This is a genomic window from Micromonospora sp. NPDC048843, from assembly GCF_040649965.1.
Lineage (GTDB): Bacteria > Actinomycetota > Actinomycetes > Mycobacteriales > Micromonosporaceae > Micromonospora > Micromonospora hortensis.
Genome location: NZ_JBEZGJ010000042.1, coordinates 27,954 through 44,679 on the forward strand (window position 1 = coordinate 27,954; position 16,726 = coordinate 44,679).

A 16,726-nucleotide genomic window follows, 5' to 3' on the forward strand; every position below is an offset into this window, starting at 1 on the left:
GGAACCTGCGCGTCCACTCACGAGCCACATCAGGGCAGACGATGCGACCACCAGGCCACGGCGCCGAGCCGCATCGACGTTGACCGTCGGGTACCTGCGCGGACTGGCGACTTTTATGCCCCGTGACCTGCTGAAACTCCGGATGACCCAAAGCGACCGGATTGCTAGAAGAGCCATGTCCTCATCCCGGAAGAACGTCCACGCACACCCTCGTCGGCCAGCCATCGGCATCTCCCACTCGATCTGTCAAAATCCGACGATGACCAGCGACGACGTCCAGGAGCTCCGTGACCTCGTTAGCAAGATCGCCCATCATGTCGGGCAAAGTGCCACCCACAAGACTCTCGACGATGACTTACGCCGAATCGGATTGCCGCCGTCAACCAGTGGACCAAGCAAGGCAGATCGCACCGAGAGTAGTTTGCTAGCGCTGCCGGATGACCAGCTTGCCGAGGTAGCGCGAAAGATGGTTGCCAAGCACGAGTGGCTCGGCTCCGACGGACGCCGTATGCAAGACCTCGTCTGGATGGGTGAGCACCACCCCCACATATCAAAGCGGACGAGACGTGACATCGCCCGAGCGCTTGGAGGCGACGAGTTGATCGAGCACTACTCGCGCTTTCGAGCTCTACTAGACGCGCTCTTCGACCTCGGGGGCGGTGTTCTCTGGGGCGGTCGCGACTACAGCGTAGGAGGTGAGATCGACCGGCACTTCCACCACAATCCGGACTGGTCGGTGGAGGAAGTATTCGATGCCGTGGGGGCGATCGACGCAAGCTCCGACCGACGCTTCGGGCTCCTGATCGAAGGCATCGTCTCCGGGAACACGATCCCTGACGAGGGGGCGCAACGCCGTATCGCCACCTCGATCAGTGCGCCCATTGAGGCGGCAGGCCTTGAGCTTCGCGAGATTGGGACCCTGGACGGCTACCCCGCATTCGAGGTGGTGTCGGCCCGCGCGCACCGGGGCCGACCGAAGAATCTGATCTTCGCCTCGTCTACGAAGCCGGACCTGCGATTGAACGATGCCATCGACAACGAGATCGAGATTCTGAGTGACCCGGACGACGTACTCGTCTATGACCGGCCGATCACCACCAGCGGGATCCGGTGGCGCGACCTCCAAGCATGGTTCCAGGACACGCGGCGGCTCGCCAGCGAGCGCGAGGCCAAAACTCAGCTGTACCGCCGCCTGCGCCAAAGCCTCCCCGATAGCTCACCACCACAGCGCCTGCTTTTCGATCTCTATCACGAGATTCACGGCACTGCCGTTTACGAGCTCCCTGCACTGCTGCCGGAGGTTTGGCTTTACTGGGACCCCCTGACCGTCAAAGCACGTGGGGTCGCGGCTCTGCTGAACCTGCGCATGGACTTTCTCCTACTCGTCCCAGGCGGTGGCAGGATTGTCCTCGAGGTCGACGGCCGCACCCACTACGGCATAGAGAAGGAGGTCAGTCCGGGTCAGAAGGTCTGGATCGCTGATCCATCCAGCTACGCCCGCACCACGGCTGGTAGCCGCAGGCTCACCCTCACCGGTTACGAGGTATATCGGTTCGGGGCCCATGAGCTGCGAAACGATCGACAGGCCCGCCCTCTGCTCGCCGCGTTTTTCTCCGAACTCTTTCTCCGGCACCGGGTCAAGGCCGTACGGCAGTAGCGGGAGCAACTAGGGCCTGTCCTGTCGATCATGGAACGGTGCGGCAGGGCAATTTGGCTAGAGTCTCGCCGTGGTTGTGGTCAACATGGTTGAGAAGTTCGGCGTGGGCGATGTCCTCGAACGCTCATGGGAACTGCCGTCAGAGGTCGTCGAGCTGCTGCGCGCGCATGTCGAGGTGACGCCCGACGGGTGGGTCGTTGACGTGTGGCCCATGACGACGCAGCTCGCCGTCATCGTGCAGCCTTGGGTTGATGAGCCCATCGATGTCGAGTCGGGTTCCTGGTTCGTCAGCTCTGCCCATGTCGCTACTTAAGGCGAGTCGTCGTGGTCATCGGAGCCAGATGATGGCGGCGATGAGGACGAGGCCGGCCCGGTAAAGGGATGCGCGTTTGGCGTAGCGGGTGGCCAGGTCACGCCACTGCTTGAGCCGGTTGAAGCAGCGCTCCACGACGTTGCGCTTGCGGTAGATCGCCTTGTCAAAGGCCGGTGGCCGCCCACCGGTGCTGCCCTTGGCGGCCCGGCGGGCGACCTGGTCCGAGAGTTCCGGGATGACGTGTCGGATTCCCCTTTGCCGCAACGCACGTCTGGTGGAGTCGTGCGCGTAGCCCTTGTCGGCGATCAGCACATCGGGTCGCTTGCGGGGTCGACCGGGGCCGGGCTCGTTGACGCGGATCGCGTCCAGCAGCGCCAACAGTTGAGGGTTGTCGCCGGCCTGGCCTGGGGTGAGCAGGATGGACAACGGCCGGCCACGTCCGTCGACGGCGAGGTGGATCTTCGTGCTCAGCCCGCCGCGGGATCGGCCGATGGCCTCGCCATCTTGCGCACCAGACGTCGCGGCACTTGTCGGGGAGCCCCTTTTTGCGGGCGCCAGCAGCATGCTGGTGCGCCCGCACGATCGACGAGTCGATGCTGATCGTCCACTGCACCGGTGCGCCGTCGTCATACACCTCCGCGGCGGCGAGGATCCGATCCCACGTCCCGTCGGCCGTCCAGCAGCGCAGCCGTTCGTGGCAGGTCTTCCACGGCCCGAAGCGTTCGGGCAGGTCACGCCACGGCGCGCCCGTGCGCAGCTTCCACAGGATCCCGTTGATGACCTGGCGATGATCCCGCCACCGCCACCGCCACCGCCACCGCCACCGCCCCCGCGCACCGCCAGGCTCGGGTAGCAGCGACGAGATCACCGCCCACGCCTCGTCGGTCAATTCACCACGACGTACCACCGGCACATCGTCGGCGATCAACCACTACAAGACGCTTCTATGTCGGTGGTGATCGGTTCGGCTGGTTGCCGCTAGGTTCGGCGTCGATGATCACGTGGGTGACTCATTGCCGATCCGGCCGCTCGGAGTGCGGGTGTGCCTTGTGCAAGACCTGTCCCCAGGTGGTCGTCGGCGTCGGCCCGGCCCACCTTGCTGGCCTGATCAGAAGCCTGCCCGTGCGAGCACACGTGGCCCATCACAGATTTGCCGCCGAGGTGACTGCTTCCCGAGCCGACGCCGACTGTCCCGGTCGTCACTGGCAAAGGAGCAACAATCCGAGATGACAAGGATCGTAGAGCGGGTCACGGATCGCTATGAGGTGGTGGTGGGGGTGGATACCCACACCGACACGCACACCGCTGCCGTGCTCGACCGGCTCGGGGCGGTGCTGGCGCAGGTCACTGTGTCCACGGACGCGGACGGGTTGAGTCAGCTGTTGGCCTTCGCCGCCGCGCACACCCCGCCGAACGGGCACCGGTTGTGGGCGGTGGAGGGCACCCGGGCGCACGGTCAGGGACTGTGTCGACTGCTGAGCGCCGCCGGTGAACCGCTCTGCGAGGCGCCCAAACCCGCCGCTGCGGCCCGCCGCCGAGGCGGCAAGTCTGACCAACTCGACGCGGTCGCCGCCGCTCACGCCGTGCTCGCCCTACCCGCCGACCGTGTCGCCGTGCCCCGCAGCGACGGACCGCGCGAAGCGCTGCGCCTGCTGCTGGTCTGCCGCCGCCACCACAGCGACGCGCGCACCGCCGCGGTCAACCTGGCCAAAGCGCTGATCCTGACCGCCGACGACACTCTGCGCCACGCCCTACGCGGACTATCCACCACCAACCAGATCGCCCGCCTAGCCGCCCTCGACCTACCCGAGAGCACCCACCTACCCACCGAGGAACACACCCGCCGCCGAGAACTGGGCACCCTCGCCCGTCACATCCACACCCTCGACGCCGCACTAGCAGACAACCACCGGCGCCTACGCGCCCTCGTCACTGACCTGTGCCCACCCCTGCTCGACCAACCCGGAGTCGGACCCGTCACCGCCGCGATCGCCCTCACCGCCTGGTCCCACCCCGGCCGCGTCCGATCAGAAGCCGCCTACGCCACCCTCGCCGGCGCCGCCCCTATACCCGTCGCCAGCGGCCGCACCGACCGACACCGCCTCAACCGCGGCGGCGACAGAACCCTCAACAGCGCCCTACACACCATCGCCCTGACCCGCCGCCGCATCGACCCCGACACCCGCGACTACATCACCCGCCGCCGCGCCGAAGGCCGCACCACCAGAGAAATCACCCGCTGCCTCAAGCGCTACATCGCCCGACAGCTCTACCGCACCATCACCACCCACCACCGCACCCCTTGACAACCCCCACTCACAGATCGGCAGGACACGCCCTAGACCGAGGACGGGACCACGAGGCGCCCCCAGACGAAGCTGGCCACCCGGCCGGGTCCGACCCGGGAGAGCCGGCCCGTAACCGAGTCGATGACCAGGTCCCTGGTTCGCTAGCCCTGGTCAGGCTGCGCGGGTGGCTCTCGGTCATCGCAAGGTCTGGTCGTCGGATCAAAACGCAGCCGATTATGTTGTGGCCGTTCTGGGTTCCTGCGGGCGCGGTGCAGAGGCTCGCTGTCGTACTCATTTCATCTCAAGGGCATCCGGAACGTCCGCCCTCGGCGCCCAGTGCGCTCGCAAACTCGGTCTCCCGGAACGGACTGAACAACGCTCGCTTGAGAAGCTGATAGGTGAGCGCAGGATCCGATCATTGAGGTGCGACCGGGTCGACCGTGAGCCGCTCGCGTACCTGTTCAGGCAGCAGGCCCTCTTGACCGAGATGCCCGGCGACCAACGCTCGGAGTTGGTTGTCATCGAGGCCTGGACGTTGAGCCATCAGTTCGCCCCATGCGCGTGCCGCCGCTTCGGCGAGCCCTAGTACGACGTCTGGGTGGACGACATGGACGTGAGGCTCGGCGCCTGCCGCGCCGGTGGGGTCTACGGCCGGTTTGGGGGACACGATCACGGTGGCGCTATCCGGTGGGATGTCGGCGGCTACACGATCGGACCTAAGTAGACGGAGCTGATCGCCGGCCTGACGAATGTCCTTCTGCGGAACGAGGCCGGACGGCTCGTGGTCACTTTTCGCGTCGATGGCCAGCCAGAGGTGGTGGTCCCAGCACCACGTGGAATCGCAGCGACCGGAGCCCGGCGGCTTTTGCGCATCAGCCCCCAAGACATAGCCAAGCTTGGTCAAGGCAGGCTCATACACGGTCGGCTTGCGCTCCTTGAGGGCAGCGAGCATCTCCTCAGCCGCCGCCGCAGCCTTGGGGATGGAGGTGCTTCTCAACCGGGCTGCCACCGCTGCAACCGCCGTTGCGGAAGCTGACGAGAGCGCCGACGGCTGAAGGGTCGGTATGGGCGCTAGTTCCCGAATCCACATCGACGGTTTGGCTGCGGCTTCGGCCTGAGCGGCAAGAGCGACCGCGTTCTGTCGATGTGCCTGGTTGGCGGTGGTGACTCCGGCCTGGTCGGCCCAGGTAGCCGCCAGGTAGAGCCAGAATGAGCGGTAGCCGCGTAGGGCGTCGCCGCCCTTGCCCAGTTCCAATGCGGCTTCGTTGGCGCGGGCGCTGGCCTCTTGCCATTCGCCCATGCCGGCCAGCGACGATGCTTCGACCTCGGATTTGACGGCGGCGGCCAGCGCGTCACTAGCTGGCGGAGGCGTTAACGTGGCCTCATTACGCAGCTCAGTGATGATCGGCTCGGCATCGGTGCGCCACGCGTCGTCCTGGCGTAGGAACGTGGTGACGTTGTCGAGGATGTCGGTGGCCGAGGTCCGTCGGCTGTTTTGGATACCGAAGTCGATCTCCGCTTGGAGCTCGGGATCGAGAGCCTGTCGGATCTCGGGTCTGACCATGTATGTCGTCAGGTCGGCGCCCAATACGATCACGACCGCCCAGTCATTCGGGCCGCGCGTGCATCGGCCAACTCCTTGCACGACGCGCGTACGAACACGCTCAGCCAGGGCGGCGCCTGCACGGACGTTCTGCGACAGGAAGCGTTCTTGGAGGCTGTCCGTGTCCGGTTTGCCGTTCAGGACGACGACGCGACAGTCGTCGCCGGGAAGATCGAGCCCGTCGTACCGAGCGGCGAGCCCGCAGACGGCGTTCGGTAGCGCAGCAAACTGTTCCATGCCGCTTTCAACGTCGTTGATGCCGAGCACGGGCCAGCCGGGTTGGGCAAGGTCACTCGCGGTGCTGAGGGCGGTATTGGTATCCGGGGCGAGGACCAGAGCTTTTCCTGCTGCTGCTACGACGGACCGGGCAAGTTGTTGGGCATCAGTGACTTCAGCCAGCTCGGGGAAAACGAAGAACCTACGGCCAGACCTTGGTGTAGGTGCCGTATTAGGCAGTGCTACCCGCGTGATCGCCGGGCGACCAAAGGCCCGTTCGAGTTCCCCGCCGCTGCCCAGCGTCGCGGACAGGTAGATACGCTGTGCGGCCTGCGTGAAGACCAGGTTCTTACTCGTCGGCGGGATGACCGGCCGGATCAAGATAGCACTGTAGGAGACGTACGCCAGGCAGCTCGGAATGGCGTCTCTGATCATGGAGTATCGGTACGTCCAGGGTGCCGGGAGCTGGGCGAGAACCGCGTCGATCTTGCTGACCATCTCGGGCTGACGCAGCGGGACGACCAGACGGGCGCTGCGGTACATGCCGGGGTCAGGCGTATAGTCGCGCAACCGTTGCAAGGGGATGCCGTCGATCGCCGGCGCGAGGACGTCGAGAAGTTGGGTGTACGCCTGCTGGTTCGTCGAGCGTCGAAGGTGGATGGCGTACTGCTCGCTGACGTACTGCTCTCCAGCGTGCGCGTCGTCGAACAGGAGGAGATCTGGTGTCGCTAGGTGCGGATTGCTGTTGAAGATTGTGTTGTAGGTGGTCACCGCGACTGCATCCGCAGCCTCATAGGCCGCGCGGTCTGCCGTGGGCCAGCTTGCGTGGCTACCCATCAGGGTTACAGCAGGGACGCCCTCCCGAGCGGCCACTTTCGCGACCTGGGAAGCGAGTTGTTGAGTAGGGCAGGCGTAGGCAACTCGGCTCCTTCGGGTGACTCTGACCCAGTTGGCGATGACGAGTCCGGGCAGCGTCTTGCCAGTACCCGTCGGTAGTTCCAGCGCGAGGTCAGGGTCCGTGGTGTGGTCGGTGGCATATCGCCGTAGAAGATCCCCTTGGTGAGTCCAGAGCCCCTGCACGGCGTTGGGCCTGCGTGGGAGGTCGCGGTACATGACTTCAGGGCTGGCCACCGCTACCGCCTTCTTCGCCCCGCCCTTGAACGCCACGCTTGCCCCTGATTCTCTTGGTTGCCCTCGGGAGATTCTACCGGTGGACTGGGCAACGCCCGGCCGCACTAAACCGCGTCTGGCTAGTGGGTCCGAACTGCCGAGGGATCCGGTGCGGGTGCTCGGGGTCGGCTTGGTCAACGACGACCGCATGCCGGGTAGTGTCCGTCGTCACGGGCAGGGCCACCGCTTCCGAAGGCCAGGCCGAAGTTCCCCCTGCTGGGCACCGACATCTATGCAGCCCTGACGGATCTCGGCCGACGCGCAGATCCGAATAACATCGGCCACCTCATCGACCAGCCGGGGCGAACCTTCAAGGAGCAGACCTCACCGAGCTCAACTTCGACGGGGCGAGTTCCAACTCGGCCATTTTGGTCGGTGCGTACCTCCGTGGAGGGTACTTCGACGGGGCCGTCTTCGCTGCGACAGACCTGGCATGGGTCAATGCCCCGTCGCCCGTCCTTCGTAGGTGCGGTGATCAGAGACACGCAGCTGTCTCCTGCCTGCCTCCGTGATGCTCGGCTAACTGGCCTTCAGGTTTGGGATGTCGACGTGAGCAGAGCTAGGTTCGCCCGCGGGGACCTCACTGAGGCGGCCTTCGACGATGTTCTGCACGCTGACACCGCTGAATTCCGTCGCGCGGCAGTAGGGAAATCCAGGGGTCTCCCGCCCACGGGGGGGGTCTACCCAGGAAGCCCCTATTAGTGTCCCTAAAGCGACGATTGGTCTAGCAGCGCCCCTTGCCTGGATGAGGTCCAATCAAGCAATGCCTCCTCCTCGCCGCCGCAGCTACGGCGCGACCAATCGAGCGGTGCCCGAGTCCCGCTGGCAGCGACTGGCGGCCCAGGCGACGGCCGTCGCCGCGGTCGTGCCCTGATCGTCAGCACCATGTCGATCTACTACACCGGGCGCTCAGTGGATGCGACTCGTAACCAGGTCCGGCTACAAGAACAAGGCCAGATCACCGACCGCTTCGCGAGGGCGGTGGAGCAGCTCGGTTCGGATCAGGTCAACGTCCGCCTGGGCGGCATCTACAGCCTTGAGCGCCTGATGCACGACTCTCCGCAAGATCGCTCGACGATCGCACAGGTGCTGTGCGGTTTTGTGCGAGAGCGTGCCAAGAACAGGCGCCCACCCTTCGGCCATGAAAGCGCTGCCGAGTGGCCCCGCCCCGATCAAGGCAACCGAGCGACGTGGCCAAAGCCAGCGACCGACGTCCAGGCGGCGGTGACGGTGCTGGGCCGACGCCCCCTACCCGACACTCGAGCGAAGGAACCGCTGGATCTCTCCGACACCGACCTGTCCTCCGCCGACCTGTCGAGGGGGAACTTTGCGTTCGCCAACTTCCAGCGAAGCAGTCTCGTCGGCGCAACGTTCCTGCACGCGAATCTGACCGGCTCGATCTTCTACAGCACAGACCTGGCCCAGTCGAACATCTCGGCCGCGAAGGCCGTAGGCGCGAAGTTCACAGATTGCCGCCTCGACGACGCGTGGCTGAACGAAACTGATCTCACCCAGGCGGCTCTCTGGGTACACGCGGATGGCGCTAACTCTCGGGGCGCAGACCTGACCGGCGCCAGCCTCAACGGAGCATCTCTAATGGGAGCCGAATTTAAGGACACCAACCTGCTCCGTGTTGACCTCGTCGGTGCCGACTTGAGGAAAGTGAAGCTGGCGGATGCGAGGAACTTCGCGCCTCTGGCATGCATGAACATCGACGGCGAGACCACACTGCCCGCCGGCATCACCCGGCCTCCACGCTGCGAGCCGTTGTGATCCCGCCGCGCCGGCGACCTTCGAAAATTCCCCCGTGTACTTCCTCTCGGATCACCCGCTCAGGATGAATTCGGTGCTCAAGATTGGGTCAGCTACATCGACGCGACCGTAGTCTCAAGGCGCGCGGAACCGCATATAGGTGGGGCCGCCGCCAGCCGCTGTTGCCGGTGCAAGAATCAGATGGTCCCGTCGTTGGTGCGGAACGCCAGGGTCATCGACTAGCCGCCGTCAGCCTCTGATCTCTCCTCGACAGGCCGCGTTTCGTCGGCATCGCGGCTCTCAGGGATGGCCAGCACCCACTCCCCGCCGTCAGGCTCAGTCGTGCCTTTCCTGCGAAGTAGTCCGTGAACACTGAGGAAGTCGATCATCACCTGCACCGCGTTGCCCGCTTCCCAGTGCCCTGGGGCGGCACCACGATGAGCGGCGTCGTTGCGAAGGTTGTTTAGTGTGCGCAGGCGCTCGGCAGGCACAGCGAGCGGAAGGCGGTTGTGCTCGGCGATCGAAATGTAGTCACCGAGAGCTGTCCGCTCGTTGATGCGTCGTTGTTGCCTTTCGGGCAGCCGGTCGGCGTGGTTGCGGACGTGCCGGCCAAGGACAATTTCGACGGCGGTAGCTGCGTCGATGATTGCGCGCCGGTTTGCGTGGCGTCTGTGCGCGGCGCGTGCGTCACGGCTGAGCACCTCTTCGAGGGGCGGTTCGTTGCCGTCGCGGACGAGCCCCAGGATGTAAGCCCATTCCTCAACGCGCAATGGACGGACGTGAGGTGTTGTGATCTTGATTCCCAGGGCGCCGTCGTGAGGTGGTTCGATGAACGAGAGCCCCGCACCGACTGACTCTGCGTCGTAGACACGGTGATTGGGATCGAGGTCCTGGCCGGTCACGATCTCGGTCCAGGTGCGCACCTCGTCAAACCACCTGTTGATGTATTCGGCGAGCTGATGCTCGGGGGTGAACCACGACTTGTGGTCGTAGGTCGGGCCCTCGACGTCGGTCACGACCACGCGATGAAGCGCGGTGGCTGGCCGAAGCGACTCGGGAATGTGGGCGCTGTACTCCTGCGCCCATATGGGCTGATCGCCGGTCAGCTCGAGGCGTGACTCCGCGCCGAGCACGGGAGGGGGGCCGCCTACCGGTGGCCGTGCATCTGGCATCACGACGTTGAACCGGAGCTTGTCGTAACCGGTCAGGTACGTCGCATCGAGCGCGGCGCACGTCACCCAAATGTGCACCGGCAGCTCGAAGATCGCCTTCACCTCCATGTCGATCTCCTCACCGCGCACCTCTCGTTGAAGCCACCGGGCATGCCATGTTGATGGGAAGATACTCCGCTCAGGCGCCGCCGGGCTTCTGCTATTTGTTTGTCGAGCGGCGGACGCCGCGCATCTGCGAGTGACCTCGCGGACCTTCGCTCAGCCAACCCCAGGTGTAGGCGGAGGGGCAGGCGCGGGACCTACCCGAGAGCGGTTGCAGGGGTGCCGCACCGCGCTCTTGCCCGATCGTCAGGACGCGCCAGCCTGCTCTACCGGAGGTGCCGCGTGGACGGCGATTGCGATCCAGTCCGCAGTGCACCGGAACGGACTCGGCTTGCGCAGCCCTGCCGAGGTGGTGGTGGATGATCACCGATCATAGAGGAGGACGGTGTGTTGATTGCGGAAGCGACCGCATGGGTGTGCATCGTGTGCTCCGAGCCCGAGTGCTGCCATGTCGATCTCCGGGAAGGCGGCTCTGCGGTGCGATGCTGCGTATCCTGCATCGAGAATTGCCTACGTCAGCTTGCTCCCGATCGCGTAGCCCCGAGCTGCGACTGGGGCCGGAGTATTCGCCGGTTGGTAGAGGTGGTGTGCGCCGCGGAGGTCATTGGGCCGTGGTCGTCCTAAGCCGACGCTCGTCAGCGGGATTGGCGCTTTGATGAATGAGATTCAACTCTTCCTGCAAGTGCACTGCTCTGGGTTGGACGCGGATGGTTTGGCGGACCTGGCTGCTGAGCTTCGCCGAGAAGTTCTCACCACCGACGTAGCCGGCGCCGAGTGGGCTGGAGCTGGGGAGGCGCCCGCTGGGGCCAAGTCTGGGGTCTTGGTTGGGGCTGGTGCGTTGGCTGTCACCCTGGCCCCAATCGTGATGGAGAGCCTGATGGGCGTCATCGCATCGTGGTTGAGCCGGCAGCCGACCGACGTCGAGATTGAGATTGACGGCCGCCGGTTCAAGGGGCGCGTATCGAAGGCACAGCGCGACGAACTCGTCGCCGCTTACCTCACCCGGGTGAGTAACGGGTCATGACAGAGGCGCCCCGCCGACGTAGAGCGTTGCTGATCGGCTGCGGGACGTTCGTCGACTCGTCGCTGGCGCAGCTCAGGTCGCCTCGTCGTGATGTCGAGGAGATGTCTCGCGTGCTGTACGAGGCCGGGTACGTGCAGGTGTTCGCTGACATTGACTGCACCAGCCGCGCGGCGCAACGGGCTGTCGACGCATTCCTGGAGGGAGCCCGGGTTGATGATGCCCTCAACTTGATCTACTTTTCCTCGCACGGCCTACAGGACAGACAAGGCAAGCTGCACTTCGCGTTCACCGACACCGAGAAGCAGTACCTGAGCGCGACTGCGGTGGGCGCTGGGTGGGTACGGGACCGGATCTACGACAGCCGCTCGAAGTCCACGCTGGTTCTTGTCGACTGTTGTTTCAGCGGCAGTTTCATCACGGGGATGCAGGCCCGGTCCAGCGGCGAGGCTGACGTCGACGTACTCGTCCGCGGGTTGCCGGAGGGCAGCGGGGTCGCGGTGCTGACCGCTTCTGGCGAGCGCGAGGTCAGCTTCGAAGACATCGAATCAGCCGTGCCACGAGCCTCCTACTTCACGGAAGCAGTCGTGGCCGGCATCGCTACCGGCGCTGCGGACTTGGACCGCGACGGCCGGATCACGGTCGATGAGCTCTATGAGTACGTTTACTACCACGTCATGAACGGGCCATCGCCACAACGCCCACGCAAACTCGGACTGGGCGAGGGGACGATGGTTGTTGCTGAAGCACGGAAGGGCCTGGTGCCTGCACTCCAGGCAGCACCCCCGGTACGCCGAGCCGCCGCACCGGTCCTTCGAGTGCGAGGTGTCCTCGCCTATGCGGCGTTCGATGGCCAATCGGTCGTCATCGGCAAGGATGGCTTCGGCCCTGTCCTGAAGGGTGAACGCCGACTACACATCAGCGACGTCGCTGGGGTTTCGTTCAAACCGGCGACCTCCCTGCACTTTGGCTACCTACAAGTGATCCAGAAGGGCGTGCAGCCAGCACCGATCAGTCGATTCGGGCCGGGCGCGGGACGACCTGCGATGGAGGACGGTGCGTCAGTTTCCTTCGCTAGATCCGCCAACGGCGAGATGCAGCAGATGCGGGAGGCGATCGAGGCAGCCATCGGAATTCCGCCACCCGTCCTCCAGGCATCGGCGACTCAGGGCAGCGGCTGGGCGGCTTTCGGGCGTGGCCTGCTATGGGCCCTCGGGGTCCTAGCCGGGCTACTTGAAGTCGTCGTGGTCGCTGTGACCGTTACGGACAGCTGGGACGACCACAGCGTCGGAACCGCGGTAACTGCAAATCTGCTTTCTGGGGCCGCTGTCCTGGCCATCGGCCGAGTGCTCTACGTGAATCACCGTAAGTAGAACGTCACGACGATGGCTGCTGAACCGGCCGCGGCCTCGCCGATGTGGTGTCTACGTTGCCGGGAACTTCGGGGCGACTGCGGTTCGCTTGTTCTCGCGCGGGGGCGGCGGAGCAAGCGGTTCCGCATTTTGTCCTGGGTGCATTAGCCGCCGCTGGCGTCAATCGTCGACTTCGCGAAAGCGTTGTGGGGTGAGGTCCTCGTGCTTGGTGCTACGGGGATGAGGTGCGGTGTCCCGTGGGACTGCCTCGCCAGCCGGCTGCGGGATGATGTTGTTGACGGTGTTGGTCAACCGCTCGACACGTTCGGCGATCTGCTGCACGTAGCCGAGGACTTCGCGGGTGAGCTGATTCGTAGACGGCGTTCGCGCGTGTACGGCCTGTGCAACGAGGCTTGTGAGGATGGCGCCGACCTGGTGGCCCTCTGGCGACGCGGAGTACAATACGGGTGAGGACATGGTCTGGGCTCTTTGGCTCAGGTTGTGGGGGTCGCGTTCGCCATCTGGTGGAGCGGCCCCACTCGCGTTGAGGCTAAGTTCGGTGCCGGTGTTCGCTTCGAGGATGGTGGCGACGTCGGCAATCCGGTTCCACCATTGCGGTTCGTCGGTGCGGATGGCGCGGCCTGCGGACCAGGCGACGGCGTCAGCCATCCAGAGTCCGGGGTCGTTGCGGCCTTCGACGTGGATGAGTCGCATGCGGTGGCTGATGGCTCTTTGTTCGAGGAGTCGGCGGTAGGCCCTGATGTCGTTGCGGTCGATGCTGGGCAGTCGGCTGCCGGTTTCCCGAGCGTTGCGCCACTCTGCAGGACTGCCCCGGGTTTCCAGGTACACGTTGCGGACTCGTTGGCCGTTGAGGTAGCGCAGGAGCCGTTCCATGCTGAGTTGTCGGGCCTGCTCGCGCTGGCCTTCCAGGTGTGCGTGTACGTGGCGTGGGTTGTTCGGTACGGCGGCCATGTTGCCTGGGTTGATGGGTACTTGGGCGGAGACGACGGACCAGCCGGCGTGTTCGGCGACGACGTCGAGCATCGCTTCGATGGTGCCGACGTGTCCGCGGTGGTAGAGCGCGGTGGAGTGGTAGCCATCGTGGATGCCGGCGGCTTCTGTCGCGGCGGTCTCGGCGGCGGGGAGGCTGTCGTGGTCGATGATGACGGCGGCCATCAGGTAGGCGCCAGGTGAGTTGCGATGCTGGAACCAGGACTCGTCGACGAACGCGCTCGGGTGAGTGGCCATTAGTCAATCTCCGCTCCCTCTGAGGTCCCCAGGTCGCGGGCGGTAGTGCGTTCCCGGGCGGCGTTGGCGTGCTGGGGCAGGCTCCCGGTGATGGGTGTGGTGTGAGGCTGCGGGCGGGTTTCGTCGATCGCTCGGACTCGTGCGGTGGTGGTGGCGATGGCGTCGGCCAGGGTGGTGCGGCGGGTTGTGGTGCGGCGGGCTTGTTCGGCTGCGGCGGCGAGTCCGGCGTAGCGGGTGGGCAGGGCGCTGGTGTACCAGCGGCTCCACGTACGGTGCTGGGACTCGAGGTCGGTGACCCGCGCCTGGCGCTGGTCGATGACCTCGCGCAAGCTGGTCAACTTCGCGCGCAGACTGGCAGCCCGGCCGGTGGCGGCGTCGATCCGCTGTTGGGTTTCGCGCTGGGCGGTGAGGATCCGGGTGCGCGATGGCCCGCGTTGCCACCAGCGGGGGCGCAGCTGTTGTGCGTGGGCGGTGGCGCGTTGGCCGGCTCCGTCGACGGCGGTGAGGAGGAGGGCGAGGTCGTGGTGGCGCTGCTCGGCGTCGGTGAGGGTGAGGTGCGCGTCGCGTAGCTGGTCGGCGACGTAGGGCGGCGCTGCGGCGTCGGCGGTGCGTTGCGCGGTGATCAGTCGTGTGAGTTCTGGGTCGTCGGTGGTAGTGAGGTGGCCGGCGAGGGTGGCGGCGCCGACGACGACGCGGGCGCGGTGCCAGGCGTTCCACCGGGCGATGTCACTGGTGGAGGGTTCGGGTCCGATGGGGTGCTCGCTGGTGAGCTGGTAGTGGTCGCGGTAGGTGACAACGACCTCGGCGCGGGCTAGCCACTGGTGGCGGCCCGCGGGGTCGTTGGGGACGTCGCCCAGGGCGCGGGTCCAGGCGGGCTCCTGCTCGGCGGCGAGGTCGGCCAGGGCGCGGACGCGGCGGTCGCAGATGCCGGCGACCTGGCGCAGGGCGTCTCCGATGTCGCCGGTGAGGTCGGCGGGCATGCGGTCGGTGTAGGTCGCGGCGAGCTCTGGTGTGGTGGCGATGGTGGGGTCGGCGGTGGCGCGGCCGATGATGCGGTCGATGCGCCAGGACAGCACCGCGGCGATGTCGTCGGCGGAGTTAATTTCGCGGGGTCGGATGGCGCGGCGCAGCACGTCGGTGGGGTCGTGGCCGGCGTCGCGCAGGGTGGTGAGGCGGGCAATCAGCGCGGGCAGCGCGAGGTCCCGGGCGAGCCGGTCGGCCAGCTGCCGTCCGCTGATCTGCCGGACGATGGCGAGGTATTCGGGGATGCGGGCGCGGGCGGACAGGTCGTCGTAGATGGGTGTCCAGGCGTGCAGGGCGTCGACGTCGGCCCAGAGTTGCTGTTCGGTTTCGGTGGCGGAGCGGTCGGGTGTGGCGCGGCGCATGATGTCGGCCAGGACGGCTAGCCGGGCGGTGGGCGGCTGCGGTGGGGTTCCTTCGCGGGGGTGGTCGTCGGTGACGACGTACGCCTCGTTGAGGGTGGTTCCGCGGGTGAGCATGACGTAGAGGCGGGCCAGCGAGGTGTTGTCGTCGACGAGCGCGCGGGCGGTGTGCACGGTCTGGCCTTGGACGGAGTCGACGGTGAGGGCGTAGGCGAGCTGGACGTGCTGTGCGGCGTACGCGGCGGGCAGCATGGCGGTCGCGGTGGTGCGGAGGTTGGTGACCTGCACCTGTCCGGCGCGGGTGATGGCGTCGACGCGCCATTGGTCGCGGTTCGCGACGTAGGTGCTGCCGGCGCTGATGCGGCGGTCGTTTCGGCGGGTGACGATGATGTCGCCGACGCTGGCGTGGTTGCCGTCGCGCAGCCGCACGGCGGGGCCAGCTCGGACGAGGCCGGCCTGGATGAGGATGTCGCGGGCTCGACGGGCGATGTCAGCGGCTTCGTCACCGGTCTCGGCGAGCATCATGCTGCGCAGACCGCTGGCCATGTCGCCTGCCCACCGGTCCAGCATCTGGCCGACGAGCTGCGCCCGGTGCCCACCAACGAGCCGGCCCCGGCGGTCGTACTCGGCGAGGACGGTGAGGTCGCCGCCGCGCAGCCGCAGCGACGCCGCTCCTTCCCACGGTTGGGTGAACCGGTAGACCTGGGAGAGGTGGGTGGTGGTGCCGAGGCTGTCGAGGTAGCGGAACAGCCCGCCGGGCCCGATCGCGGAGATCTGCTCGGGGTCACCGACGAGGATGAGTTTTCCGTTGACCTTGTCGAGGTGGGTGACGAGGCGGGCGAGGTCGTGGCTGGAGACCTGCGATGCCTCGTCGATGATGACCCATTGCCCGGGGCGGAACTGCCAGTCGGCAGCGGTGGTGCCGGGTGGCGGCCGGTGTTGGGCGTGCAGCCACCGGGCGATGTTCTCGGTCCGCAGCACCTGCCCGCCGGGCGCGGCGGTGGCGTCGGCAAGCAGCTGCGCTGCGGACTGTCCGACGGTGAGGCCGAGCACCGGCACACCGGTCTCGCGGGCGGCGGTCACGACGGCGCGTTGCAGGTAGGTCTTACCGGTGCCGGCGGGCCCGACAACGCCGGTGACCCGCCGGTCGTCGCCGACGAGCCAGCGCAGCGCCGCCTCCTTCTCGGGAGACAACCGTAGCGCCGCCGATGCGGAGGTGACCGCTGCCGCTGGGGCGGGCATGGCTCCGCGGAGGCCGGCGTAGGTGAGGACTTCCTTCTCGGCGGCGAGGACCGTGTGGGTGGTCATCTGCAGGTCGCGGTGCCGGGTGTATTCGCTGTGCCGGTCGCTGCCCCGCAGCAGGCTGGGCCCCCACTGCACGAGCGCTGGCGGAGTGAGAACGCGCAGCCCGGCCATGCCGTTCGGCCCGATGGTGAGCATCTTCGGTCAC

Annotated in this window: 11 protein-coding genes and 1 pseudogene; 7 read left to right on the forward strand and 5 right to left on the reverse strand. The window is 66.4% G+C overall.

Annotated elements, in window-relative coordinates; all coding sequences use genetic code 11:
* Positions 1-259: 259 nt before the first annotated feature.
* Both AB0C20_RS13135 and AB0C20_RS13140 read left to right on the forward strand, forming a co-directional pair.
* Positions 260-1,657, forward strand: a complete 1,398-nt coding sequence (locus AB0C20_RS13135) for a hypothetical protein (protein ID WP_357568020.1) — start codon at positions 260-262, stop codon at positions 1,655-1,657.
* A gap of 70 nt (positions 1,658-1,727) precedes the next feature.
* Positions 1,728-1,970 (forward strand): hypothetical protein, encoded by a 243-nt coding sequence (locus AB0C20_RS13140; protein WP_357568021.1) that lies wholly within the window; start codon positions 1,728-1,730, stop codon positions 1,968-1,970.
* Between the two features lie 15 nt (positions 1,971-1,985).
* On the opposite strand, the gene AB0C20_RS13145 is transcribed toward AB0C20_RS13140, so the two are convergent.
* Positions 1,986-2,877 (reverse strand): IS5 family transposase gene (locus AB0C20_RS13145; protein ID WP_357568022.1). Its coding sequence is split into 2 segments (ribosomal slippage): positions 1,986-2,511 and positions 2,510-2,877, totalling 894 coding nucleotides; the frame shifts between segments, so codons are not numbered across the junction.
* A gap of 319 nt (positions 2,878-3,196) precedes the next feature.
* Between AB0C20_RS13145 and AB0C20_RS13150 the strand changes: the two genes are divergently transcribed.
* On the forward strand, positions 3,197-4,276 hold the full coding sequence (locus tag AB0C20_RS13150) for an IS110 family transposase (RefSeq protein WP_357568024.1): 1,080 nt from the start codon (positions 3,197-3,199) through the stop codon (positions 4,274-4,276).
* A 397-nt stretch (positions 4,277-4,673) separates the two neighbouring features.
* On the opposite strand, the gene AB0C20_RS13155 is transcribed toward AB0C20_RS13150, so the two are convergent.
* Positions 4,674-7,244: a DEAD/DEAH box helicase gene (locus AB0C20_RS13155; protein WP_357568025.1), complete on the reverse strand. Its 2,571-nt coding sequence runs from the start codon at positions 7,242-7,244 to the stop codon at positions 4,674-4,676.
* 302 nt (positions 7,245-7,546) lie between these two features.
* Between AB0C20_RS13155 and AB0C20_RS13160 the strand changes: the two are divergent.
* Together AB0C20_RS13160 and AB0C20_RS13165 are read left to right on the forward strand one after the other, a co-directional pair.
* Positions 7,547-7,759, forward strand: a pseudogene (locus AB0C20_RS13160) (pentapeptide repeat-containing protein); the annotation flags it as partial.
* Positions 7,760-8,132: 373 nt separating this feature from the next.
* Complete coding sequence (locus tag AB0C20_RS13165) at positions 8,133-9,020, forward strand: pentapeptide repeat-containing protein (RefSeq protein ID WP_357568027.1); 888 nt, start codon at positions 8,133-8,135, stop codon at positions 9,018-9,020.
* Between the two features lie 218 nt (positions 9,021-9,238).
* Here AB0C20_RS13165 and AB0C20_RS13170 read toward each other — a convergent pair whose 3' ends face one another.
* Entirely contained in the window at positions 9,239-10,279 is a 1,041-nt protein-coding gene (locus AB0C20_RS13170; RefSeq protein ID WP_357568028.1) for a hypothetical protein, read from the reverse strand.
* An 871-nt stretch (positions 10,280-11,150) separates the two neighbouring features.
* On the opposite strand from AB0C20_RS13170, the gene AB0C20_RS13175 reads away from it, so the two are divergent.
* The gene (locus tag AB0C20_RS13175; protein WP_357568029.1) at positions 11,151-11,297 is read left to right on the forward strand and encodes a hypothetical protein; all 147 of its coding nucleotides are present in this window, start codon (positions 11,151-11,153) and stop codon (positions 11,295-11,297) included.
* Entirely contained in the window at positions 11,294-12,667 is a 1,374-nt protein-coding gene (locus AB0C20_RS13180; RefSeq protein WP_357568030.1) for a caspase family protein, read from the forward strand. The genes AB0C20_RS13175 and AB0C20_RS13180 overlap by 4 nt, the downstream gene beginning before the upstream one ends.
* A gap of 159 nt (positions 12,668-12,826) precedes the next feature.
* Here the strand turns inward: AB0C20_RS13180 and AB0C20_RS13185 are convergent, their stop codons facing one another.
* Positions 12,827-13,822 carry a hypothetical protein gene (locus tag AB0C20_RS13185; RefSeq protein ID WP_357568031.1) on the reverse strand — a complete coding sequence of 332 codons (996 nt, stop codon included), beginning with the start codon at positions 13,820-13,822 and terminating at the stop codon, positions 12,827-12,829.
* A 71-nt stretch (positions 13,823-13,893) separates the two neighbouring features.
* Complete coding sequence (locus AB0C20_RS13190) at positions 13,894-16,692, reverse strand: AAA family ATPase (RefSeq protein ID WP_357568032.1); 2,799 nt, start codon at positions 16,690-16,692, stop codon at positions 13,894-13,896.
* Positions 16,693-16,726 lie beyond the last annotated feature (34 nt).